The 16,699-nt window shown below is 59.4% G+C and carries 17 protein-coding genes; 10 read left to right on the top strand and 7 right to left on the bottom strand.

Annotation, left to right across the window (positions count from 1 at the left end; genetic code table 11):
* Positions 1-105: 105 nt before the first annotated feature.
* On the bottom strand, positions 106-384 hold the full coding sequence (locus QMK51_RS05110; RefSeq protein WP_105347958.1) for a hypothetical protein: 279 nt from the start codon (positions 382-384) through the stop codon (positions 106-108).
* A 194-nt stretch (positions 385-578) separates the two neighbouring features.
* Here QMK51_RS05110 and QMK51_RS05105 point away from each other — a divergent pair, with 194 nt between their 5' ends.
* The gene (locus QMK51_RS05105; protein WP_030129737.1) at positions 579-785 is read left to right on the top strand and encodes a hypothetical protein; all 207 of its coding nucleotides are present in this window, start codon (positions 579-581) and stop codon (positions 783-785) included.
* Positions 786-948: 163 nt separating this feature from the next.
* On the opposite strand, the gene QMK51_RS05100 is transcribed toward QMK51_RS05105, so the two are convergent.
* The gene (locus tag QMK51_RS05100) at positions 949-1,533 is read right to left on the bottom strand and encodes a YajG family lipoprotein (protein ID WP_105347963.1); all 585 of its coding nucleotides are present in this window, start codon (positions 1,531-1,533) and stop codon (positions 949-951) included.
* 206 nt (positions 1,534-1,739) lie between these two features.
* Between QMK51_RS05100 and QMK51_RS05095 the strand changes: the two genes are divergently transcribed.
* Both QMK51_RS05095 and mqo read left to right on the top strand, forming a co-directional pair.
* Entirely contained in the window at positions 1,740-1,973 is a 234-nt protein-coding gene (locus QMK51_RS05095; protein ID WP_320393331.1) for a hypothetical protein, read from the top strand.
* Positions 1,974-2,713: 740 nt separating this feature from the next.
* Positions 2,714-4,222, top strand: a complete 1,509-nt coding sequence (gene mqo, locus QMK51_RS05090) for a malate dehydrogenase (quinone) (RefSeq protein WP_258699113.1) — start codon at positions 2,714-2,716, stop codon at positions 4,220-4,222.
* Positions 4,223-4,466: 244 nt separating this feature from the next.
* On the opposite strand, the gene QMK51_RS05085 is transcribed toward mqo, so the two are convergent.
* Positions 4,467-4,754, bottom strand: a complete 288-nt coding sequence (locus QMK51_RS05085; RefSeq protein ID WP_258699112.1) for a PA4642 family protein — start codon at positions 4,752-4,754, stop codon at positions 4,467-4,469.
* Positions 4,755-4,817: 63 nt separating this feature from the next.
* Positions 4,818-5,303: a hypothetical protein gene (locus tag QMK51_RS05080; RefSeq protein WP_320393330.1), complete on the bottom strand. Its 486-nt coding sequence runs from the start codon at positions 5,301-5,303 to the stop codon at positions 4,818-4,820.
* A gap of 151 nt (positions 5,304-5,454) precedes the next feature.
* Here QMK51_RS05080 and dauA point away from each other — a divergent pair, with 151 nt between their 5' ends.
* Positions 5,455-7,176: a C4-dicarboxylic acid transporter DauA gene (gene dauA / locus QMK51_RS05075; RefSeq protein ID WP_320393329.1), complete on the top strand. Its 1,722-nt coding sequence runs from the start codon at positions 5,455-5,457 to the stop codon at positions 7,174-7,176.
* A 77-nt stretch (positions 7,177-7,253) separates the two neighbouring features.
* Here dauA and QMK51_RS05070 read toward each other — a convergent pair whose 3' ends face one another.
* Positions 7,254-7,811 (bottom strand): hypoxanthine-guanine phosphoribosyltransferase, encoded by a 558-nt coding sequence (locus QMK51_RS05070; RefSeq protein WP_258699109.1) that lies wholly within the window; start codon positions 7,809-7,811, stop codon positions 7,254-7,256.
* Positions 7,812-7,988: 177 nt separating this feature from the next.
* Between QMK51_RS05070 and upp the strand changes: the two genes are divergently transcribed.
* Positions 7,989-8,627 carry a uracil phosphoribosyltransferase gene (gene upp / locus QMK51_RS05065; RefSeq protein WP_007939777.1) on the top strand — a complete coding sequence of 213 codons (639 nt, stop codon included), beginning with the start codon at positions 7,989-7,991 and terminating at the stop codon, positions 8,625-8,627.
* A gap of 2 nt (positions 8,628-8,629) precedes the next feature.
* The gene (locus QMK51_RS05060) at positions 8,630-9,904 is read left to right on the top strand and encodes a uracil-xanthine permease family protein (protein ID WP_320393328.1); all 1,275 of its coding nucleotides are present in this window, start codon (positions 8,630-8,632) and stop codon (positions 9,902-9,904) included.
* A 101-nt stretch (positions 9,905-10,005) separates the two neighbouring features.
* Here the strand turns inward: QMK51_RS05060 and hemH are convergent, their stop codons facing one another.
* Together hemH and QMK51_RS05050 are read right to left on the bottom strand one after the other, a co-directional pair.
* Entirely contained in the window at positions 10,006-11,031 is a 1,026-nt protein-coding gene (gene hemH / locus QMK51_RS05055; protein WP_320393327.1) for a ferrochelatase, read from the bottom strand.
* 8 nt (positions 11,032-11,039) lie between these two features.
* A complete protein-coding gene (locus tag QMK51_RS05050; RefSeq protein WP_320393326.1) occupies positions 11,040-11,948 on the bottom strand; it encodes a TIGR01777 family oxidoreductase in 909 nt (302 codons plus the stop codon).
* A 196-nt stretch (positions 11,949-12,144) separates the two neighbouring features.
* On the opposite strand from QMK51_RS05050, the gene QMK51_RS05045 reads away from it, so the two are divergent.
* The 4 genes from QMK51_RS05045 (at position 12,145) to phrB (ending at position 16,638) form a co-directional block, all read left to right on the top strand.
* The gene (locus tag QMK51_RS05045; RefSeq protein ID WP_007905831.1) at positions 12,145-13,131 is read left to right on the top strand and encodes an NAD(P)/FAD-dependent oxidoreductase; all 987 of its coding nucleotides are present in this window, start codon (positions 12,145-12,147) and stop codon (positions 13,129-13,131) included.
* A gap of 141 nt (positions 13,132-13,272) precedes the next feature.
* A complete protein-coding gene (locus tag QMK51_RS05040) occupies positions 13,273-14,235 on the top strand; it encodes a YbgA family protein (protein WP_258699105.1) in 963 nt (320 codons plus the stop codon).
* Positions 14,235-15,176 (top strand): MerR family transcriptional regulator, encoded by a 942-nt coding sequence (locus tag QMK51_RS05035; protein WP_258699104.1) that lies wholly within the window; start codon positions 14,235-14,237, stop codon positions 15,174-15,176. Before QMK51_RS05040 ends, QMK51_RS05035 begins: the two co-directional genes overlap by 1 nt.
* Positions 15,177-15,210: 34 nt before the next feature.
* The gene (gene phrB, locus QMK51_RS05030) at positions 15,211-16,638 is read left to right on the top strand and encodes a deoxyribodipyrimidine photo-lyase (RefSeq protein ID WP_320394479.1); all 1,428 of its coding nucleotides are present in this window, start codon (positions 15,211-15,213) and stop codon (positions 16,636-16,638) included.
* The last annotated feature ends 61 nt before the right edge of the window (positions 16,639-16,699 follow it).

Genomic DNA, 16,699 nt, shown 5'->3' with positions numbered 1-16,699 from the left:
AGATCGCAGCCTTCGGCAGCTCCTACATTGACCGAGTACACCCGATATCCAACATGTATGCGCAATCCCCCGTAGGAGCTGCCGCAGGCTGCGATCTTTTGATTTTCAGACGCGCGTGCTGACCCACGACACCAGCAACGCCATCCCGAGGCAGGCAAAACCGAAGCGGTAGAAAAACCGGTTCATGCGCAGGGTCGCCCAATCCAGCGTTGGCTCTTCGCTGGGACGACTCTGGCGCTGGGCTTCGATACTGGCCAACGCACGTTGCTCACGACGACGGGTGGCATGCAGCAACCAGCCGCCCGGGCAGGCGAAAAGCAAGGCCAGCAAGTTGATCAATTTGGCGGGATGAGCGGTAAAGAGCGAAATCAATTGCAGCGACATCACAAACCTCAGGTAAAACCAGTGTGGCGGACACCCAACCGACGACCGCGGCGCGAATTCTACCGAAAGCGCTCCGGCCTGCCCCGGCTTTCCGACAAATAACGAAACCATTTGGCCGATTACTGTCCTGTGTCACGGCGCCGTCATCTGAATCCGCCAGTCTGTCGCCCCTCGAAACCGACACGGACCGCGTCATGCTCCACGCCGAAAACCAGGACCGCCTCTACCTCATTGCCCAAAGCGACGAACAACAAACCTTAGTCGGCAGCCTCGCCTTCAACGTACAGGACCGCCACTGGCTGGTGTATTGCGCGCTGGGCGGGCATCAACATGCGGATTTACCGGAAGCGGATTTGCTGACGGGGGTGAGTGTTCTGGATTTTTATTCGGAGGCGGCTTGAGCGTCCTACAAACGCAGTGACTACATTTCAGTCGTCTGACACACCGCTTTCGCGAGCAAGCCCGCACACATTTGATCGGTGTAAATCTGCAACAGGTCGGCGAACTCAAAAAAAAACCCGGCGCCATCACTGACACCGGGTTCTTTAAACAATCCGCAAACCGTTACTCGGCAAGCACCTGACCAATCGTCGGGTCCTTGAATAAGCGGGTCAACGCATCACTCAGCACATCACTGACCAGCTTGGTATTGGTTTCCTGATTCGGCGCCATGCCAAAACGCTGATCCAGCGATGCACCGTAGCGACCGCTGTAACGACGGTTGGCATTCTGCACATCCGAACGGAACGTCGCGCCAATGGTTGCCTCAGTCACATACAGGCCTTCTTTGGGCGACTGATACTTCAGCTCGGCCAGGGTCACCGTCAATTGTGGCGCGTTCAACGCATTGGCCGTCGGCGTAAAGCCCAGCAGCCGCACGGCCGCTTCAGCCTGAGCCTGCAGCTTCGGCAGAATCTGCGCGCCCTGCACGGTGATCGCACTGGTCTCCGGGTACAGACCACCACGGGTCCCCAACGTTGGCGACGGACGACCGTCCACCACCCGCACCACCACCGGCTGACCATGGCCGACCGGCGCCAGTTGAGCCGTCAGCTTGGGTTCCGGGTTCAGTTGTTGCGGGCTGTGGGCGCAGCCGACGAGGGTCAAACTGGTCACAGTGATCAAACCGAACAACAGGCGTTGCAACATGCTCTTCTCTCCAGAATCAGGCAACTAACAATGCCCGCAGTATAGCGGTGCGCCACTGCGGCGAACTAGCTTCGCGCAACGATTACTGAAATCTCTGACAAACCCGGCACAGTGCGGTTCCTGTCACACATCTGTCACCCACCTTACACATGCACGTCATCACTCACTGGCAACCTTCACAGCAGTCACCCACAAGGTACTTTGCCATGCGTTTTCTCATCTCGCTGTTCGCGCCACGCCCGTTGCATCGCAGCTTTGTTCTGCTCGACCGCAATGGCCACTGCCAGGCATTCAAGCAGTGCAGCCTCCAGCCCATGGGCGATGGCTGGGTCGAAATCGAAGAGATCCGCCTCAACTGGCTACACCATCCCCTGCCCGCCAGCGCCCGTGTCAGCCAGCACCAGCCGCGCGCGCAGGCGCAGCAACTGCTGACCACTTGACCGGACGCCTAATAAAAGTCATTAAACACGACCAATTCCCTGCGTTTCTTCGTTACAATCTCCCCCCGATTATAAGGACGTCTCCTGATCGGGCCTCGCAGCATCGTTCAATGCCTCGGTATTGACACCCCGCACCGCCCACAGAGAGCCGCCCACACAGATCGAGTGAAGCTGGCGCGCTTGCTGTTTCTTAAGCAAATCACCACTTTTCGCGAATCTGCAGAGCTGTCATTACGCTCGGTCACTGAGCTGTTTGCCCGTTTTTGCCTGCCCATGCACCCATGGCGGCAATCCATCCGGGCGCGGTGCCAGGCTGGGACAGCCCTTTTTTGAGGTTCACGTCTTCAAAAGAGCGTGAAAAAAACGGGTTTTCACAACTTCACAAGAGTGTGGCGAGCAAATGAATAGTTTTGCGTCTGAACATGCACCATTAGCGTCTACAACAGCCCAACGACACAGGACCGAGTACTCCTCGAACACCGGAGCCTGAAGCCTGTCCGCTACGGATTTGGTTGCACAAACGGATGTCTCGACCATAAGTCGAATTGCGAGCCGCGCGCTGAAATGAGTTCATGTGACTCTTGAGGCCAGGCCGCATGCATCCGTCGAAGTTGCGAAAAATTGCGAAGATTCGGACATGGCGATCCTGGCCATGGGTATCTGGGGCATCACTGACACGCCCCGGAACGCCTGGCAGCTATGCCGACAATTTGGTGCTGCAGATTTTGGAGACGCGTTAAATGGCGCATAACGAAGCAGTCGACGTAGTACTGGTTGGGGCCGGCATCATGAGTGCCACCCTGGCTGTACTGCTCAAAGAGCTCGACCCCGCGATCAAGCTGGAAGTCGTCGAGCTGATGGATTCCGGTGCCGCGGAGAGTTCCAATCCGTGGAACAACGCCGGTACCGGTCACGCCGGGCTGTGTGAGCTGAACTACACGCCACAGGCCGCCGACGGCACCGTCGACATCAAGAAAGCCGTGCACATCAACACCCAGTTCGAGGTGTCGAAGCAGTTCTGGTCCTACCTGACCAAGAAAGGCACCTTCGGTTCGTGCAAATCGTTCATCAGCCCGGTGCCGCACCTGAGCTTCGTGCAGGGCGACAAAGGCGTTTCCTTCCTCAAGGAACGCTTCAAGGTGCTGAGCAAGCACCACGCCTTCGCCGACATGGAGTACACCGAAGACAAGGCCAAAATGGCCGAGTGGATGCCGTTGATGATGCCGGGCCGCCCGGCCGACGAAGTCCTCGCCGCCACCCGCGTGATGAACGGCACCGACGTCAACTTCGGTGCCCTGACCAACCAATTGCTCCAGCACCTGACCAGCGCACCCGATGCCCAGGTCAAGTACTGCAAGCGCGTCACCGGCCTGAAGCGTAACAACGGCGGCTGGACCGTCAGCATCAAGGACGTCAATAGCGGCAACACTCGTGAAGTCGACGCCAAGTTCGTCTTCCTCGGCGCTGGTGGCGCGGCACTGCCGCTGCTGCAAGCTTCGGGCATCGAAGAAAGCAAAGGCTTCGGCGGCTTCCCGATCAGCGGTCAGTGGCTGCGTTGCGACAACCCGGAAGTGGTCAAGCACCACCAGGCCAAAGTCTACAGCCAGGCTGCGGTCGGTTCGCCACCGATGTCTGTGCCGCACCTGGACACCCGTGTGGTCGATGGCAAGAAGTCCCTGCTGTTCGGACCTTACGCCGGCTTCACCACCAAGTTCCTCAAGCACGGCTCCTTCATGGACCTGCCGATGTCGGTTCGCGCCGGCAACATCGGCCCGATGTTGGCCGTGGCAAAAAACAACATGGACCTGACCAAGTACCTGGTCAGCGAAGTGATGCAGTCGATGGAGCAGCGCCTGGAATCCCTGCGTCGCTTCTACCCTGAAGCGAAAGCCGAAGACTGGCGCCTGGAAGTGGCCGGCCAACGGGTGCAGATCATCAAGAAAGACCCGAAGAAAGGCGGTGTTCTGCAGTTCGGTACCGAACTGGTCGCGGCCAGGGACGGTTCCCTTGCGGCCCTGCTCGGCGCGTCCCCAGGCGCTTCGGTGACGGTTTCGATCATGCTTGAGCTGATCGAAAAATGCTTCCCGAACAAAGCGTCCGGTGAGTGGGCTGCCAAACTGGCGGAAATCTTCCCGGCTCGGGAAAAGGTTCTGGAAACCGACGCAGCGCTGTATCGCAAGATCAATGCGCACAACAACGTCGCGCTGGAACTGGTTGAAGCCAGCAACGAGACCGAAAGCTACGCTTGATTCAGCAGCACAAAAAACGCCCCGTCCTCATTGAGGGCGGGGCGTTTTTTTATATCGGTGAAACGGTTGACCCTAAGATCTTCGGTGTTGGTTACGCCGCCTTCGCGAGCAGGCTCGCTCCCACAGTTGATCGAGTTGAATCACAATTTTGTGATCGACAAAAATCCAATGTGGGAGCGAGCCTGCTCGCGAAGGGCCAGCACAAACACCCACCAAGTCAGGGCAACAACAGTGCACCCTCAGGTCAGCCGCGAGCCTTGTCGATCAGCTCGATGTACTCGGCGGCGTTGCGTTGATCCTTGATCAGGGCGACGAAATCATTGCCGTGCTCATCCTTGCCGTCCAGCTCATAGCCGGCTTCAACAAAGAACGTCAGAAAACGCTCGAAGTCATCGATACGCAGGCCGCGGTAGGCCTTGATCAGTTTGTGCAGCGACGGTGAAGTGGCGTCGACCGGTTCAAAATCGAGGAACAGTTTGATCTGCGCATCGCCGATCTCGTCACCAATCACTTGCTTCTTATCTTTACGCATTGCCGACTCCAGCTCGCAGACATTTCACGGGGCGGGCAGTTTACCCCTGCCTTAGCGCCGGGCTCAACGCGGACGAACGCTGCCTGTGTGCAAATCGGCCCAGATATGGCCGTTGGCGTAGCTGAGGAACTGGCAATACACCGTGTCGTTGCGCAACAAGTCGATCACCACCCGGTACTGAGCCAGCGGGTAATAGAGCGTCAGGGTTTTGCTTCTTTCGTCGTAGATCGGCTTTTTCAGGCTTTTGCTTTCGCCATCGAAATTGACCAACACCTGGCTGATGGTCGCGCCCTTGTTCAAGGATTTACCCTTGAGGCGGATCAGCAATGGCGATGTGACCGGGATCGGCTGTTGGTTGGACTGGCGCTGATTGCCGATTACCACGGAATAGTCGGTGACCTGCAACAGTTGTTGCTGCTCGGGTTCGGCGTCACGCAGGGTCAGGTCGTCCGGGGGCAAAAACTGCGCGTGCATTGGCGCCGGCGCGGCGGCCAGGGGCAGGCTGAGGGTCAGCAACAGGGCGGCGCAGCCGCGGATCAAAAGGCTCATGACAGGCTCCGGGGGCGGGGCCGAGCACTCTAGCATGAGGATCAACCGGGCGAATAACCGATCCAGGTCAATACTCTTGAAGACAAGGCTGGGCATACTGAAAGAGCTTTCAGCCCTATTTCGACAGTGCGCCGTCTATTGTGGAGTACCCATGTCTTTCTCCATTCCCCCGTTGTTCGCCGCCTGGCGCCAGACCTGGCGCGCAGGTTATAGCCTCAGACGCTTGCGCGGCGATATCAGTGCCGGGGTGACGGTAGGGATTATCGCCATCCCTCTGGCCATGGCCCTGGCGATTGCGGTAGGGGTAGCACCCCAGCAAGGTCTGTATACGGTGCTGATTGCCGCGCCCCTGATCGCCCTGACGGGAGGCTCGCGCTTCAATGTCAGCGGGCCGACAGCCGCGTTCGTGGTGATACTGCTGCCGATCACCCAACAATATGGTCTGGGTGGCCTGCTGCTGTGCACCATGCTTGCCGGGGCAATCCTGATTGCCTTGGGGCTGATTCGGGCCGGACGGCTGATTCAGTACATTCCTTATCCGGTGACCCTGGGCTTTACCGCCGGGATCGGCATTGTCATCGCCACACTCCAACTAAAGGATTTGCTGGGCCTGAGTACCACCGGGCATGCCGAACATTACATCGAGCAATTAGGCGGGGTGCTCCAGGCGTTACCCAGCGCTCGTCTGGGGGACGGGATCATCGGTGTCATGTGCCTGGCGGTTCTGATCGTCTGGCCGCGTTTTGTGCCGAGGATTCCGGGGCATCTGGTGGCGCTGGCCGTCGGCGCATTGCTGGGGGTGGCACTGGAAAGCGGCGGATTACCGGTTGCGACGCTGGGGGAGCGCTTCAGCTATATCGTCGATGGCATCAGCCATCCCGGCATACCGCCGTTTCTGCCGAGCTTCGACTGGCCGTGGAATCTGCCGGGGCCCTACGGCCAGCCGCTGCACCTGTCTTACGACCTGATCCGCCAATTAATGGCGCCAGCCTTTGCCATCGCCATGCTCGGTGCCATCGAATCATTGTTGTGCGCGGTGGTGGCCGATGGCATGACGGGCAGCAAACACGACCCTAACGCCGAACTTCTGGGTCAAGGCCTGGGCAATCTGGTCGCACCGCTGTTCGGCGGCATTACCGCCACCGCGGCAATCGCCCGCAGCGCCACCAACGTGCGCAGCGGAGCGTTTTCGCCATTGGCGGCGATTATCCACAGTGCGGTGGTGCTGCTGGCGATACTCGTCCTCGCGCCCCTGTTCAGCTACTTGCCAATGGCGGCACTGGCGGCGTTGCTGGTGATGGTGGCGTGGAACATGAGCGAAGCCCGACACGTCATGCACACCTTGCGTATTGCACCGCGCAGCGATGTGCTGGTCTTGCTGACCTGCCTGAGCCTGACGGTGCTGTTCGACATGGTGCTGGCCGTCGCCGTCGGCCTGCTGCTGGCCGCCGGGTTGTTCATCAAACGCATGAGTGACCTCACGGACACCGCCGAACTGCCTCGCGAGTTCCATCAAGCCTTACAGGATATGCCGGAACATGTTCGTTGCTATGCGATACGCGGACCGCTGTTTTTCGGTGCTGCGGAAAAAGCCCTGGGCGTACTGCGCAAATTCAGCCCGGAGGTCAAAGTGGTGATTGTCGAGATGAGTGCCGTGCCCATGCTGGACATGACGGCGCTGGCGGCCTTCGACAATATCCTCAGGGATTACCGCACCGACGGCATCGGCCTGATTCTGGTCGGAACCGCTCCACGGGTACGCCTGAAACTCAGGCGCGCGGGCATCCATCGGGAACAGCGCCAGTTGGCCTACGTGAACAACCTGGAACAAGCTCGACGCAAAAGCGAACACTGGCTTGCCGGACAGGACTGAGCGCGCAGTTCAAGCAAACTGCGCACGCATCCCGATGTGAGGCCTGGCGGCCAATCGCCCCCAGACAGTCATCCTGTTTACATGCCTTTAACGGCAAAAATCCCGTTGGCGTTACGCCAGTAGCCTTTGTAGTCCATGCCGTAACCGAAGATGTAACGGTCGATGCATGGCAGGCCGACGAAATCGGCTTTCAGGTCCGGGCGGGCCTTGCGGTCGTGGTCCTTGTCGATCAGCACGGCGGTGTGCACTTTGCGCGCGCCGGCGTGTTTGCAGAAGTCGATGATCGCGCCCAGGGTGTGACCTTCGTCAAGGATGTCGTCGATGATCAGCACGTCACGGTCGATGAACGAAACTTCCGGCTTGGCTTTCCAGAACAGCTCGCCACCGCTGGTTTCGTTGCGATAACGGGTGGCGTGCAGGTAGGACGCTTCAAGCGGGAAGTTCAGATGCGTCAGCAGCTTGCCGGAGAAAATCAGCCCGCCATTCATCACGCAGAACACTACCGGATTGCTCTCAGCCAGCTGATCGTTGATTTGCGCACCGACGCGGGCGATGGCCGCCTCGACTTCAGCTTCGGTGTACAGGCAGTCAGCCTCTCGCATGATTTGACGGATATGCTCGAGATCAGCGGACATGGCGCTCTCCAAGGGGGAAATTAGGGGGGGACGTAGTCACGAAAAGCGGGCAAAGGTACGCATCAAGCGAGGCCAGATCAAGCGTTTGTGGACTAACGTTCTATATGTCTATAGGACAACACCCTCGGTTAGATTAATCTAGGCCGGTTTTTTTGCCCGCCGCCGGAGCCTTTTCCCATGCCCATCCGTGAGATCCGCCATCCGCTGATCCGTCATAAACTTGGCCTTATGCGCCGCGCCGACATCAGCACGAAGAATTTCCGTGAGCTCGCTCAGGAAGTCGGTGCCCTGCTGACCTATGAGGCCACCAAAGACCTGCCGCTGGAAAGCTACGACATCGAAGGCTGGTGCGGCACGGTGTCGGTCGAGAAAATCGCCGGCAAGAAGATTACCGTGGTGCCGATCCTGCGTGCCGGTATCGGCATGCTCGAAGGCGTGCTGAGCCTGATCCCGGGCGCCAAGGTCAGCGCCGTGGGCGTGGCCCGCAACGAGGAAACCCTCGAAGCCCACACCTACCTGGAAAAACTGGTGCCGGAAATCGACGAGCGCCTGGCGATGATCATCGACCCGATGCTCGCCACCGGCGGCTCGATGGTCGCCACCATCGACCTGCTGAAAAAGGCCGGCTGCAAGGACATCCGCGCGATGGTCCTGGTGGCCGCCCCCGAAGGCATCGCCGCTGTAGAGAAGGCTCACCCGGACGTGACCATCTACACCGCTTCCATTGATCAGAAACTGAACGAACACGGTTACATCATCCCAGGCTTGGGCGATGCCGGTGACAAGATCTTCGGCACCAAGCAGAAGGACGCTTGAGCATGCAGCAAGAGTTCAACGATCCGCTCTGGCGCACAGTGCTGTCGGGTGCGCAGATGCTGTTCGTGGCCTTTGGCGCGCTGGTGTTGATGCCATTGATTACCGGCCTCGACCCGAACGTGGCGCTGTTCACCGCAGGCCTTGGGACGATTCTGTTCCAGATCGTCACCGGGCGTCAGGTACCGGTGTTCCTGGCCTCGAGCTTTGCCTTCATCACGCCGATCATTCTCGCCAAGGGCCAGTTTGGCCTGGCGGCAACCATGGGCGGTGTGATGGCGGCCGGTTTCGTCTACACCTTCCTCGGCCTTGCCGTGAAGATCAAAGGCACCGGGTTCATCGACCGATTGCTACCACCGGTAGTGATTGGCCCGGTGATCATCTCCATCGGCCTGGCCATGGCGCCGATCGCCGCCAACATGGCGATGGGCAAGGCCGGCGACGGCACGGAGCTGATTCCTTACCAGACGGCGATGTTGATCTCGATGCCGGCGCTGCTGACCACCCTGATCGTCGCGGTGTTCGGCAAAGGTATTTTCCGCCTGGTGCCGATCATCTCCGGTGTGCTGGTGGGTTTCGCCATGGCGTTCTATTTCGGGGTGGTCGATACCGCGAAAATTGCTGCCGCACCGTGGTTCGCGATTCCACACTTCACGGCGCCGGAATTCAACTGGCAGGCCATTCTGTTCATCGTTCCGGTGGCCCTCGCGCCAGCGATCGAACACATTGGCGGCGTGATTGCAGTCGGTAGCGTGACTGGTCGCGATTACCTGAAAAAGCCCGGCCTGCACCGCACCCTGCTCGGCGATGGCATTGCCACCACCGCAGCCGGCCTGTTCGGCGGCCCGCCCAACACCACCTACGCCGAAGTGACTGGCGCGGTGATGCTGACTAAAAACTACAACCCGAAAATCATGACCTGGGCGGCAATCTTTGCGATCAGCCTAGCGTTCATCGGCAAGTTCGGCGCACTGCTGCAAAGCATCCCGGTACCGGTAATGGGCGGGATTCTCTGCCTGTTGTTCGGTTCGATCGCGGCGGTGGGGATGAACACCATGATTCGCCACAAGATCGACCTGGGCGAAGCACGCAATCTGGTGATTGTCTCGGTGACGCTGGTGTTCGGGATTGGCGGCATGCTGGTCGGCACCGGTACCGGCCCGGACGATTTCGGCCTCAAAGGCATCGCGCTGTGTGCGGTGGTGGCGATTGCGCTGAACCTGTTACTGCCGGGCAATGACAGCTGGAAGCACAAGCGGGCGGATGAGCCGCTGATCTAAGCAGGTCTCAAGAACGCCATCGCGGGCAAGTCGGACCGCCGCACCGCCGCTCCCACAAGGTCAGCGCAATACCTGTGGGAGCGGGCTTGCCCGCGATGCTTTTAAAGCGCCAACGGTGCCCGTTCACACAAGGAGCTCAACGCCTTGGTCCACTGCGGATGATCGTTGAGGCACGGCACCAATACCAACTCCTCCCCTCCCGCTTCGCGGAACTGTTCCCGCCCACGATCACCAATCTCTTCCAGTGTCTCGATGCAATCGGCGACGAACGCCGGGCACATCACCAGAACTTTCTTCACACCGCTCTTGGCCAACTCATCGAGGCGCACTTCGGTGTAGGGTTCGATCCACTTGGCTCGCCCCAGACGCGACTGGAACGACACCGACCACTTGCCGTCCGGCAAGCCCAGGCGCCGGGCAAACTCGGAAGCGGTGCGCAGGCATTGAGCGCGGTAGCAGGTGGTTAATACTTCCGGTGAAGCGTTCTGACAGCAATTATCGCTTTTAAAGCAATGATGACCGGTGGGGTCGATCTTGGTCAGGTGCCGTTCCGGCAAGCCATGGAAACTCAGCAGCAGGTGATCGTAATCCTGCAGCAGATAAGGCTTGGCACTGGCGACCAAGGCCTCGAGGTATTCCGGCTGATCGTAGAACGGCTGAAGAATCGAGAATTGCACATCGAGGTTATTATTTCGCACCACGCGCCTGGCTTCTTCGATCACCGTGGTCACGGTGCTGTCGGCGAACTGTGGATAGAGCGGCGCCAAGGTAATTTTTTTGTGCCCCTGGGCAGCCAGCCGCACCAGTGTCGATTCAATCGACGGCTCGCCGTAACGCATCGCCAGTTCCACCGGCCCCTGGGTCCATTGGACGGTCATGGCCTGTTGCAAGCGACGGCTGAGCACAACCAGTGGCGAGCCCTCCTCCCACCAGATCGATGCGTAAGCATGGGCCGATTGCTCCGGGCGCCTGATCAGAATCAACGACACCAGCAAACGCCGCACCGGCCACGGCAGGTCGATCACATACGGGTCCATCAGAAATTGATTGAGGTAGCTGCGCACATCCGCCACCGAGGTGGAAGCGGGTGAACCCAGGTTGACCAGAAGCAACGCGTGATCGGTCATGCAACGTCCTATTTCTTAAGGCGGCTGGACAGATCGTCCAACGCCGCGCGCAAATCAGTGAACTGGAAAGTGAAGCCCGCTTCCAGCAGGCGAGCCGGCATGGCCTTCTGGCCACCCAGCAGCAGCAATGACAACTCGCCCAGGCCCACCTTCAACACGAGGGTTGGCATCGGCATGAACGCCGGACGATGCAACACGCTACCCAACGTTTGGGCAAATTCGCGATTGCGCACCGGCTTGGGTGCGCAGGCATTATATGGACCGCTGGCCTCATTGCGATGCAGAAGAAAATCAATCAGGGCGATTTGATCCTTGATATGAATCCACGGCATCCACTGCCGACCATTGCCGAGCGGCCCGCCCAGCCCCAGTTTGAACGGCAACAATAGCCGCGACAAAAAGCCGCCCTCGGCGGACAGCACCAACCCGGTACGAATGAGGATCACGCGAATGCCCAAGGCTTCGGCGCGTTGCGCGGTTTCTTCCCAGGCGATGCACAACTGGCTGGCGAAATCATCGATGACCGGCGGAGATTTTTCAGTCAACTCCCGCTCGCCACCGTCGCCGTACCAACCGATCGCCGAGCCGGAAATCAGCACCTGCGGTTTCTGCTCGCGGCTTTCGAGCCAGGCCAGCAGCGTTTCGGTCAGGGTGATCCGGCTGCTCCACAACAACGCTTTGCGTTTATGGGTCCAGAGCCGATCGGCGATCGGGGCGCCCGCGAGGTTGATAATGGCATCCACCGATTCTTGACCCAGGTCCTCGAGCCGTGAGATTCCACGTACCTGAGTGCCACAGACTTTGGCGACTTTCGCAGGCGTGCGGCTCCAGACCGTCAGGCGATGCCCCTGACTCAACCAGTGTTGGCAGAGTTGACGTCCTATCAAACCAGTACCGCCGGTCAGCAATATGTGCATGACATCTTCCTCGCGTGGCGTTTTACCCTGATCACTAGTCTATTTTTATAAGCAGGGATCTTTGGTATCGGGCAGGCTCTGTGTCTAACAATAGGTCAAGCTGTCAGAACGAGAACGCTAAAAGTTATACCAAAAAACAATATTGTACAGGTTTGAACCACGGCGTAGTCTGTACAGAAAGGTAAACGAGGCCCCTATGACTGTACCTATCGCAATCATCGGCACCGGCATCGCCGGGCTCTCAGCCGCCCAGGCCCTTACGGAGGCCGGGCATGTCGTTCAACTTTTCGATAAAAGCCGCGGCAGTGGCGGACGCATGTCGAGCAAGCGCAGCGATGCGGGTGCTCTGGACATGGGCGCGCAATATTTCACCGCCCGCGACCGTCGCTTCGTCACTGAAGTCCAGCGCTGGCAAGCCAACGGCTGGGTCGCCGTATGGACGCCGCAGCTCTATACCTTTCACGGCGGCCAGCTCAGACCTTCGCCGGACGAACAGACACGCTGGGTCGGCACACCACGCATGAGCGCGATCACGCGCGGCCTGCTCGGTGATCTGGAAGTGCATTTCGCCTGCCGCATCACCGAGGTCTATCGCGGTGAAGAACACTGGCACCTGCAAGACGCCGAGGGTTTCACTCACGGCCCGTTCAGCCATGTCGTCATCGCCACGCCCGCCCCTCAGGCGACCGCACTGCTGGCGGCCGCGCCGAAGCTCGCCGGAGCCGCCGCCGGGGTAAAAATGGAGCCTACCTGGGCCGTCGCCCTGGCTTTCGACACGCCACTGGAAACCGCCATCGAAGGTTGCTTCGTGCAGGACAGTCCTCTTGACTGGCTGGCGCGCAACCGCAGCAAACCGGGACGCGACACCACCCTCGATACCTGGGTGCTGCACGCCACCAGCGCCTGGAGCCGGCAACATATCGACCTGCCCAAGGAAGCGGTGATCGAGCAATTGCACGGTGCCTTTGCCGAACTGCTGCACGACGCCATGCCTGCTCCGACGTTCAGCCTCGCTCATCGCTGGCTTTACGCCCGACCGGCCAGCAGCCATGAATGGGGAGCCCTGGCCGATGCTGATCTGGGACTGTATGTGTGCGGCGACTGGTGCCTGTCCGGCCGTGTCGAAGGCGCCTGGCTCAGTGGTCAGGAAGCAGCCCGTCGTCTGCATGAGCACCTGCAGTGAATTGAATTTAATCAAATCCAGTCCATTGCTGCTGTCGAGATGGGCTGCAGCCCCGCAAAAACTTATACAAAAAAATTGACTTGTACACCTTCGAATCTATGATGAAGTCATGTTGTACAGATCTGGATTCGAGACGCTCCTATGCCTGCACAGTCGACGACCCAACCGAAAATCGCCATCAGCGCCTGCTTGATGGGGGCCGAGGTGCGCTACAACGGCGGGCACAAGGCATCACCACTGTGCAGCCGCATCCTCTCTGATTATTTCGATTTCGTCCCGGTGTGCCCGGAAGTCGCCATTGGCCTGGGTATCCCTCGCGAACCGATCCGCCTGGTCGGCAACCCCGAACATCCGGAGGCTGTCGGCACCGTCCACCCGGAGATCAACGTCACCCGGCCGCTGGCCGAGTTTGCGCAAAAAATGGCAGTGGAACTGGGCGACATCTGCGGCTATATCTTCATGCAGAAATCCCCTTCGTGCGGGCTGGAACGGGTCAAGGTCTACCACGCCAACGGCGCGCCAGTGGACGGCGGTAGCCGTGGCATCTACGCCCAAGCCTTCTGCGCGTTGCATCCTGATTTACCAGTGGAAGAAGACGGCCGCCTCAATGACCCGGTGCTGCGGGAAAACTTCCTCACCCGCGTGTTCGCTTACAGCGCCTGGCAGCAGTTGCTGCACACAGGCCTGACCCGACGCAGACTCACTGACTTTCACTCGCGCTACAAATACCTGTTGATGGCCCACAACCCGGTGCAATACAAAACCCTGGGCAACTTGCTGGGCAACATGGGCCAGACCGATCTCGACGTGCTCGGCCCGCGCTATTTCAGTGAGCTGATGGCGGCCCTGAAAAAATGCGCCACGCGCCGCACCCACACCAATGTGCTGCAGCACCTCTGCGGCTATCTCAAACAAGCCATCAGCCCTGAAGACAAACAGGAAGTGCAGCACGTCATCGGCCAGTATCGCCAGGGCATCGTGCCGCTGGTGGTGCCATTGACGCTGCTCAAACACTACTTTCGCCAACACCCGGATCCATACATTGCACAACAGGTTTACCTGCAACCGCATCCGGAAAACCTCAGCCTGCGAAACGCGATTTAATGAAAAGCCCACCGGATACCAGCGCCAGCGAAGACCTTGGCACCGACTTCAAGAAGGCCCTTGATGCTGGTTGGCTGCCCATTCGTGAAGTGGCCCGGCAAACCGGGGTCAATGCCGTCACCTTGCGCGCCTGGGAACGGCGCTATGGGCTAATCGTGCCGCAGCGTACGCCCAAGGGGCATCGGCTGTTCCGTGCCGAACACGTTCAACGGATCCTGACGATCCTCACCTGGCTCAATCGCGGCGTGGCTGTCAGCCAGGTCAAACAACTGCTCGACACGCCTCAGGGGCTTACCGAACCCGTTGGGAACGATTGGCTGGTGCTGCGCCAGATACTGCTGCAAGCGGTCACTCAGCTAGCCGAACGTACCCTCGATGACACGGTGAATCAGGCGATGGCGCTGTATCCGCCACGTACCTTGTGTGAACGACTGTTGATGCCGTTGCTGGCGGAACTGGAACAACGCTGGCAAGGCCAGTTCGGCGCACAGATGGAGCGGGTGTTCGTTTATTCCTGGTTGCGCAGCAAATTCGGCGCGAGGGTCTACCATAACAACCGGCAGTTACGCACCGCGCCGCTGCTGCTGATCAATCATTCGGACCTGCCGCTGGAGCCTCATCTGTGGCTCACGGCCTGGCTGATCAGCAGCACCGATTGCCCAGTGGAAGTTTTCGACTGGCCACTCCCGGCCGGCGAATTGACACTGGCGGTTGATCACCTGCAAGCCCGCGGCGTACTGCTGTATTCCAGCAAAGCCATGAATCTTTCGCAGTTGCCGAAACTTCTGAACGGCATCAGTTGCCCAAAAATGATCGCCGGACCAACGGTATGCATTCACCACGCCGAGTTGTCCGCAAGAACCACCGCCATTGCTGATTTGTCCCTGGCCGAAGATCCCTTGTCGGCCCATCAGGGCCTGATTCAGCGTGGGCTTATTTAATGGCGAATTTGTAATGAATCGTGCGGACACCCCCCTGCAATTGATCTGGCTGCGCAGCGACTTGCGTGTGCACGACAACACCGCCCTCTCGGCCGCTGCCGCCCGCGGCCCGAGTGTGGCGGTGTATTTGCTGAGTCCGCAGCAATGGCTTGCGCATGGCGACGCGCCGTGCAAAGTGGATTTCTGGCTGCGTAACCTGAGCGAATTACGCCAGGCGCTGGACGCACTGAACATCCCGCTGCTGATTCGTAAAGCGTCCCGCTGGGATGAGGCACCGAAGGTCCTGCTCGATCTCTGCCAGCAATTGAAGATCGACGCAGTGCACGCAAACGAGGAGTACGGCACTCATGAAACCCGTCGCGATGCGGCGGTGGCCCAAACGCTGAAAGCCTGGGGCATCGACTTTTACAGCTATCTCGATCAACTGCTGTTCAAGCCGGGCACCGTACTGACCAGAACCGGCACTTACTTCCAGGTCTTCAGCCAGTTTCGCAAGGTCTGCTACGAACGGCTGCACGCGTCATTACCCAGACTGGTCGCTGCACCCACTGCCCAGGCTCCGCTCGATATAGACCACGACGAACCACCCTCCCGTGTCGAGGGTTTCGATACACCCTGCGACCACTTGCGTGCGCTCTGGCCGGCCGGCGAAACCGAAGCCCGGTGCCGCCTCGACACCTTTGCCGACACACAGATCGACCATTACCACAGCGAACGCGACTTCCCGGCAAAACCCGGCACCAGCCAGCTCTCGGCCTATCTCGCCGCCGGGGTCCTTTCCCCTCGTCAGTGTCTGCACGCCGCGCTACGAAGCAATCAGGGGGAGTTTCAAAGCGGCAAGGTCGGTGCCGTCACCTGGATCAACGAACTGCTGTGGCGCGAGTTCTACAAACACATTCTGGTGGGCTACCCACGGGTTTCCCGGCACCGCGCCTTCCGCCCGGAAACCGAAGCCCTGGCCTGGCGTGACGCCCCGGAAGAACTCAAGGCCTGGCAGCAAGCCCGTACCGGCTTGCCGATCATTGACGCCGCCATGCGCCAATTGCTGGAAACCGGCTGGATGCACAACCGCTTGCGCATGGTGGTGGCAATGTTCCTGACCAAAAACCTGCTGATCGACTGGCGTGAAGGCGAACGCTTTTTCATGCAGCATCTGATTGACGGCGACCTGGCGGCGAACAACGGTGGTTGGCAGTGGAGTTCATCCACCGGCACCGATTCGGCACCCTACTTCCGGATTTTCAACCCGCTGAGCCAGTCGGAAAAGTTCGATGCTGAAGGAGTGTTCATCAAGCATTGGTTACCGGAGCTCAACGAACTGAATAAAAAAGACCTGCACAACCCGGCGAGTCTCGACGGATTGCTCGGCGTAAGGGATTATCCACCGCCGATCGTCAACCTGAGCACTTCCCGCGAACGAGCACTGGCCGCGTATAAGAGCCTGCCGTCGCGACAAGGTTGATCGCAACGTGATTATTTTGATACCGGAGCGTTGCCTTATGAACACTCATTGGTATTGAGCC

This window comes from Pseudomonas sp. P9_31 (genome assembly GCF_034008235.1).
Classification (GTDB): Bacteria; Pseudomonadota; Gammaproteobacteria; order Pseudomonadales; family Pseudomonadaceae; genus Aquipseudomonas.
Note: the sequence above shows the minus strand (reverse complement) of the source record. Positions and strands in the feature narration are given on the sequence as shown.

Excerpts from the sequence above, each read along its gene's own strand:
- hemH (WP_320393327.1), bottom strand. The coding sequence starts at position 11,031 with ATGACCGATCACGCGTTGCTTCTGGTCAACCTGGGTTCACCCGCTTCC.
- QMK51_RS05100 (WP_105347963.1), bottom strand. The coding sequence starts at position 1,533 with ATGTTGCAACGCCTGTTGTTCGGTTTGATCACTGTGACCAGTTTGACC.
- upp (WP_007939777.1), top strand. The coding sequence starts at position 7,989 with ATGCCCATCCGTGAGATCCGCCATCCGCTGATCCGTCATAAACTTGGC.
- QMK51_RS05050 (WP_320393326.1), bottom strand. The coding sequence starts at position 11,948 with ATGCACATATTGCTGACCGGCGGTACTGGTTTGATAGGACGTCAACTC.
- QMK51_RS05070 (WP_258699109.1), bottom strand. The coding sequence starts at position 7,811 with ATGTCCGCTGATCTCGAGCATATCCGTCAAATCATGCGAGAGGCTGAC.
- QMK51_RS05060 (WP_320393328.1), top strand. The coding sequence starts at position 8,630 with ATGCAGCAAGAGTTCAACGATCCGCTCTGGCGCACAGTGCTGTCGGGT.
- QMK51_RS05045 (WP_007905831.1), top strand. The coding sequence starts at position 12,145 with ATGACTGTACCTATCGCAATCATCGGCACCGGCATCGCCGGGCTCTCA.
- dauA (WP_320393329.1), top strand. The coding sequence starts at position 5,455 with ATGTCTTTCTCCATTCCCCCGTTGTTCGCCGCCTGGCGCCAGACCTGG.
- QMK51_RS05040 (WP_258699105.1), top strand. The coding sequence starts at position 13,273 with ATGCCTGCACAGTCGACGACCCAACCGAAAATCGCCATCAGCGCCTGC.
- QMK51_RS05095 (WP_320393331.1), top strand. The coding sequence starts at position 1,740 with ATGCGTTTTCTCATCTCGCTGTTCGCGCCACGCCCGTTGCATCGCAGC.
- QMK51_RS05080 (WP_320393330.1), bottom strand. The coding sequence starts at position 5,303 with ATGAGCCTTTTGATCCGCGGCTGCGCCGCCCTGTTGCTGACCCTCAGC.
- QMK51_RS05085 (WP_258699112.1), bottom strand. The coding sequence starts at position 4,754 with ATGCGTAAAGATAAGAAGCAAGTGATTGGTGACGAGATCGGCGATGCG.
- QMK51_RS05110 (WP_105347958.1), bottom strand. The coding sequence starts at position 384 with ATGTCGCTGCAATTGATTTCGCTCTTTACCGCTCATCCCGCCAAATTG.
- QMK51_RS05105 (WP_030129737.1), top strand. The coding sequence starts at position 579 with ATGCTCCACGCCGAAAACCAGGACCGCCTCTACCTCATTGCCCAAAGC.
- mqo (WP_258699113.1), top strand. The coding sequence starts at position 2,714 with ATGGCGCATAACGAAGCAGTCGACGTAGTACTGGTTGGGGCCGGCATC.
- QMK51_RS05035 (WP_258699104.1), top strand. The coding sequence starts at position 14,235 with ATGAAAAGCCCACCGGATACCAGCGCCAGCGAAGACCTTGGCACCGAC.